This is a genomic window from Pantoea conspicua (assembly GCF_002095315.1).
Classification (GTDB): Bacteria; Pseudomonadota; Gammaproteobacteria; order Enterobacterales; family Enterobacteriaceae; genus Pantoea; species Pantoea conspicua.
This window is the reverse complement of record NZ_MLFN01000093.1, coordinates 1-5,110: the sequence shown is the minus strand read 5'-3', so window position 1 is coordinate 5,110 and position 5,110 is coordinate 1. Positions and strand designations below refer to the sequence as shown.

Annotated in this window: 4 protein-coding genes and 4 tRNA genes; 1 reads left to right on the top strand and 7 read right to left on the bottom strand. The window is 51.0% G+C overall.

What is annotated here, in order from left to right:
• From HA41_RS19195 to HA41_RS19175, 5 genes are all read right to left on the bottom strand, one after another.
• Positions 1 to 651, bottom strand: a 651-nt coding sequence (locus HA41_RS19195) for a GTP-binding protein (RefSeq protein ID WP_143807378.1), incomplete at its 3' end; no start/stop codon positions are given.
• A gap of 109 nt (positions 652 to 760) precedes the next feature.
• A tRNA-Thr gene (locus HA41_RS19190) sits at positions 761 to 836 on the bottom strand.
• 5 nt (positions 837 to 841) lie between these two features.
• Positions 842 to 916: transfer RNA gene (locus HA41_RS19185), tRNA-Gly, on the bottom strand.
• A 191-nt stretch (positions 917 to 1,107) separates the two neighbouring features.
• Positions 1,108 to 1,192: transfer RNA gene (locus HA41_RS19180), tRNA-Tyr, on the bottom strand.
• 7 nt (positions 1,193 to 1,199) lie between these two features.
• A tRNA-Thr gene (locus HA41_RS19175) sits at positions 1,200 to 1,275 on the bottom strand.
• A 750-nt stretch (positions 1,276 to 2,025) separates the two neighbouring features.
• Here HA41_RS19175 and coaA point away from each other — a divergent pair.
• Positions 2,026 to 2,973: a type I pantothenate kinase gene (gene coaA / locus HA41_RS19170; RefSeq protein WP_143807377.1), complete on the top strand. Its 948-nt coding sequence runs from the start codon at positions 2,026 to 2,028 to the stop codon at positions 2,971 to 2,973.
• A 47-nt stretch (positions 2,974 to 3,020) separates the two neighbouring features.
• Here coaA and birA read toward each other — a convergent pair whose 3' ends face one another.
• Together birA and murB are read right to left on the bottom strand one after the other, a co-directional pair.
• Positions 3,021 to 3,980, bottom strand: coding sequence for a bifunctional biotin--[acetyl-CoA-carboxylase] ligase/biotin operon repressor BirA (gene birA, locus HA41_RS19165; protein ID WP_094122085.1), 960 nt, complete (start codon positions 3,978 to 3,980; stop codon positions 3,021 to 3,023).
• Entirely contained in the window at positions 3,977 to 5,014 is a 1,038-nt protein-coding gene (gene murB / locus HA41_RS19160) for a UDP-N-acetylmuramate dehydrogenase (protein ID WP_094122084.1), read from the bottom strand. The genes birA and murB overlap by 4 nt, the downstream gene beginning before the upstream one ends.
• Positions 5,015 to 5,110 lie beyond the last annotated feature (96 nt).

The window sequence follows — 5,110 nt, the reverse complement described above, 5'->3', positions numbered from 1 at the left end:
GTCTTCGATTGGCAGCAGGAACGGCATGTCGATCGCACGAACTGGATCCGGGATGTAGTTGTCCAGGTGTTCAGCCAGTTCGACAATTTTCGCTTCCCACTCTGGAACGCCTTCCAGCGCTTTCAGTGCAGAACCACGAACGATTGGGGTGTCGTCGCCTGGGAAGTCGTACTGTGACAGCAGGTCACGGACTTCCATCTCAACCAGCTCCAGCAGCTCTTCATCATCAACCATGTCACACTTGTTCAGGAACACGATGATGTAAGGAACGCCAACCTGACGACCCAGCAGGATGTGCTCACGGGTCTGTGGCATTGGGCCATCAGTCGCAGCAACAACCAGAATCGCGCCGTCCATCTGCGCAGCACCGGTGATCATGTTTTTCACATAGTCGGCGTGGCCTGGGCAGTCAACGTGTGCATAGTGACGTGAAGCCGTCTCATACTCAACGTGTGCGGTGTTGATGGTGATACCACGCGCTTTTTCTTCAGGTGTGCTGTCGATCTGATCGAATGCACGCGCCTGGCCGCCGTTAGTTTTTGCCAGAACGGTAGTGATAGCTGCAGTCAGGGTGGTTTTACCGTGGTCAACGTGACCGATGGTGCCCACGTTTACGTGCAGTTTGTTACGTTGAAATTGCTCTTTAGCCATCGCTTGTCCCTCTAAGACACGGATATATCAAAGATATCATCACATTAACCAGGCAATGCCTGACTGCAAGGAAGTTACAGAGAGAAAATCAGGAGGGAGATAAAGGAAGTGGTGCTGATACCCAGAGTCGAACTGGGGACCTCACCCTTACCAAGGGTGCGCTCTACCAACTGAGCCATATCAGCACATCTGGAGCGGGCAGCGGGAATCGAACCCGCATCATCAGCTTGGAAGGCTGAGGTAATAGCCATTATACGATGCCCGCATCCTGGAACTCGGCTACCTGTTCTTTCTGTAGCTTGTGAGTAACAGAGGATGTTCCCCTATTATTCACAGCCTGTCAGCGAAGCTGACCGACTTTGACTGCGCTAATGCACAGCCTGAATTCAGGGTGAGAAGTGACTCACCTGACAGATAAACAGGTTGTTTATCTGGTTCTCAACCGCAAGGCTGAGATGGTGGTGGGAGAAGGATTCGAACCTTCGAAGTCTGTGACGGCAGATTTACAGTCTGCTCCCTTTGGCCGCTCGGGAATCCCACCTACTTGATGGTGCCGGCTACCGGAATCGAACTGGTGACCTACTGATTACAAGTCAGTTGCTCTACCAACTGAGCTAAGCCGGCATCAAGTGACGCGCATTCTAGGAAGGTCGGCTTCAGGATGCAACAAAAAAATCGCTTAAATTGCGCTATCGCTTACTATTTGTGCAAATCATCGCAATTTGGCGCTTTTCTGCAGAATTATTGTGCAATCCAGAGATGATTTGTCGGGTGCCTGCCGGACTGTATAGGGTACTGACCCACGGATTGATGCGGTTTTTATGGTGGTCTGCGCAGCGCAGCAACAAATTTATTTTGCTGTGATGACGTTAAGTGGTGCTTTTTTACCCTCTCCCTGCCCCTCCCCCTCTTATTATTACTGCAAAAACGCATCCGGAAAATCTTGCCCGGGCATTTTCGCGATATCGCTAATCAGTGACGTGTACGTTTGCAGGCCGCATTGTGTGCAGTTAAAGCCTGAAAGTGGCTCATACCCCGCCTTAATAGCGTAAAACCACATCAGCGGCTTTAAAAGCCGGTGACGGGCAGGTCAGCCTTCGCACGCTATACTCATCAGGAATAGAGAGTACAGTGTAAAGTCATCGGGTTCAGCGGGGTAAGGCGTTAACAGGATTGCAGCATTTTGTGGGCATGCCGACGAAAGCGAGCGCTCATTTATCTTTTTACTTCTGTTGAAAGCTCGACTGGTGATACCCTCCAGCCCATTGTTCTCACTGATAAACCTGTGATCCGCGATTCAAATTTCCCATGTTGTCTTACCCATCCGGGCAACAATCTCCTGAAAGTAACGAATTTGCGGTCAGATGCATGCTTATGGATAAAACGACACCTTTGACGACGCCTTATCTGCAGTTCACGCGTGACCAGTGGGCTGCATTGCGCAATTCTGTCCCGATGACGCTGTCAGAAGAGGAGATCGCCCAACTGGAGGGGATCAACGAAGACCTCTCGCTGGAAGAGGTCGCAGAGATCTATCTGCCGCTTTCGCGTCTGCTCAATTTTTACATCAGCTCGAATGTTCGTCGTCAGGCCGTGCTTGAACAGTTTCTCGGCACCAACGGGCAAAAGATACCTTATATCATCAGCATTGCAGGCAGCGTTGCCGTGGGGAAAAGCACCACCGCGCGCGTGTTGCAGGCACTGCTGAGCCGCTGGCCCGAGCACCGTAAAGTTGAGCTGATCACAACCGATGGTTTTCTTCATCCCAATGCGGTGCTGAAAGAGCGGGGTCTGATGAAGAAGAAGGGCTTCCCGCAGTCTTATGATATGCATCGGCTGGTGAAGTTTGTTTCCGACCTGAAATCGGGTGCCAGCCAGGTAACTGCTCCGGTTTATTCGCACCTGATTTATGATGTGATCCCTGACGGGGACAAGGTCATCCAGCAGCCCGATATTCTGATTCTTGAAGGGCTTAACGTACTACAGAGTGGGATGGATTATCCGCACGATCCCCACCACGTCTTTGTTTCCGATTTTGTCGACTTCTCTATTTATGTCGATGCGGCTGAAGATCTCTTACAGAGCTGGTATATCAACCGCTTCCTGAAATTTCGACAGGGCGCGTTTACCAATCCCGACTCTTATTTTCATCATTATGCTCAGCTCTCAGAAGCGGAAGCGATTGAAACAGCAGGCAACTTGTGGAAAGAGATTAACTGGCTGAATTTGCAGGAAAACATTCTGCCCACTCGCGAAAGAGCCAGCCTGATTATGACCAAGAGTGCTAATCATGCGGTCGATAAGCTCCGGCTGCGTAAATAAACGGCATGAATAAAAAAGGCCTGCATAATTGCAGGCCTTTTTTATATTCAGACTGGCCGAAGTGATATTTCTCCGCCTACCCAGGATTTTATTTCGCCATCCTGCTCTAATAACAGCCCTCCCTGACTGTCCACACCACGAGCAATGCCGTGCACTTCACGTTCGCCAATAAGTAACTTCACCGGCCGATTAATAAAATTATCCAGTGCGGCCCAGCGTGCGATAAAGGGTGTTAATCCTTCCTGTTCAAACACCGGCAGAGCATCACGTAAGCTGTTAATCAGACTGGCAGCCAGTTCATTACGGTTAACTGTGACACCCGCTTCCTGCAGGTTGATCCAGCCCTGATTGATCTGTGACGCATCCGCTGTTCGCATTGCCAGATTAATCCCGGCACCCATTACAATATGCGCAGCATCGCCGGTTTTACCAGTAAGTTCGACCAGGATGCCTGCCAGTTTACGATCTTTGAGGTAAATATCATTGGGCCATTTAACCCGGACATCATCAGCGCCCATAGCACGTAATGTTTCAGCCATGACGATGCCGATAACCAGACTGAGCCCCATTGCAGCCGCCGGGCCCTGGTCAAGACGCCAGTACATCGACATATAGAGATTGGCACCAAACGGGGAGAACCATTGACGGCCACGCCTTCCGCGTCCAGCCTGTTGGTACTCGGCAATACAGGCAGCGCCAGACTGGAGTTCATGCATCCGTTCCAGCAGATATTGATTTGTTGAGTCAATAACCGGTATCACCGAAATATTGCCCTGCTTAACCCGTGAGAGTATCGCCTGTTCGTCCAGCAACTGTATCGGCGCAGCCAGGCTATACCCTTTTCCGGTCACGGTATAAACATCGAGCCCCCAGCTTTTTAGCGTCTGGATATGCTTATTGATCGCGGCGCGGCTCATGCCCAGCGTGTCACCTAGCTGTTCGCCTGAATGAAACTCACCATCCGATAAAATATCGACCAGTTTCAATGGAACGTTGTGGTCCTTCATGCGATTACCTCAACAGCATTACATTCACCCTGTGCCTGAATGAAACGGACTTCAGGCTCAAGCCAGACATCAAATCTTTCACCCACCCGGTTACGCACGGTTCGGGCCAGCGCCACCATGTCATCAGGTGTTGCATCATCAGCGTTGATCAACACCAGAGCCTGCTGCTGATGCACGGCTGCGCCTCCCAGACGGAACCCCTTTAGCTGGCACTGATCTATCAGCCAGCCTGCCGCCAGTTTGGTTTCGCCATTTGCCAGTGGATAATTGGGCATTGAAGGAAAGCGAGTCAGTAACTGACTGGCCTGCGCCTGAGTGATCACCGGATTTTTGAAAAAGCTGCCCACATTACCGGTGACTTTAGGATCGGGTAACTTGCTCTGACGCATCTCACAGACGGCATGATAGACATCCCAGGCATTTGCGGTGACGGGATTAAGCGTTTTTAGATCGCCGTAGGTCAACACCGGATGCCACTGTTTAGGCAGGATCATTCCTACTGCCACAATCACATAACCAGACTGGTAATGGTGTTTAAATATGCTGTCGCGATAGCCAAACTCGCAGGCTTCGCGATCGAGCCGCTCCGTCTGACCATTGTGAAGATTAAGCACATCGACATATTCGCAGACGTCTTTTAATTCAACGCCATAAGCCCCGATATTCTGGATGGGCGCGGAACCGACCATGCCAGGGATTAATGCCAGGTTTTCCAGGCCGGTAATGCCTTTTTCCAGTGTACTTTTCACCAGCTGATGCCAGTTCTCGCCCGCCCCAACGTGCAGTTTCCAGTAATCATACTCATCCCGGATACCGATGCCTTTAATGCGGTTCAGTACCACCGTGCCGGCAAAATCTTCCAGGAACAGCACGTTGCTGCCCTCACCTAACACCATAAATGGCGTTTGTTGGTGCTGACTGGCCTGCCAGGCAGCCAGGATAGCAGCGGGCGTTTCCGCCACAATGCGTTGTTGGGTATGAATGGCAAGCCCAAGCGTATTGTCGGCTTTTAATGAGGGGTGTTGGCTGGACATTTGACGGCCTTAACTGATTAATCTGGCCGTAGTTTACCGTATCAGACAAGTGTTGCAGGAGAATTTCAGGTTCTCAGCAAAGATTTTCGCTGTCTT

Excerpts from the sequence above, each read along its gene's own strand:
- coaA (WP_143807377.1), top strand. The coding sequence starts at position 2,026 with ATGGATAAAACGACACCTTTGACGACGCCTTATCTGCAGTTCACGCGT.
- birA (WP_094122085.1), bottom strand. The coding sequence starts at position 3,980 with ATGAAGGACCACAACGTTCCATTGAAACTGGTCGATATTTTATCGGAT.
- murB (WP_094122084.1), bottom strand. The coding sequence starts at position 5,014 with ATGTCCAGCCAACACCCCTCATTAAAAGCCGACAATACGCTTGGGCTT.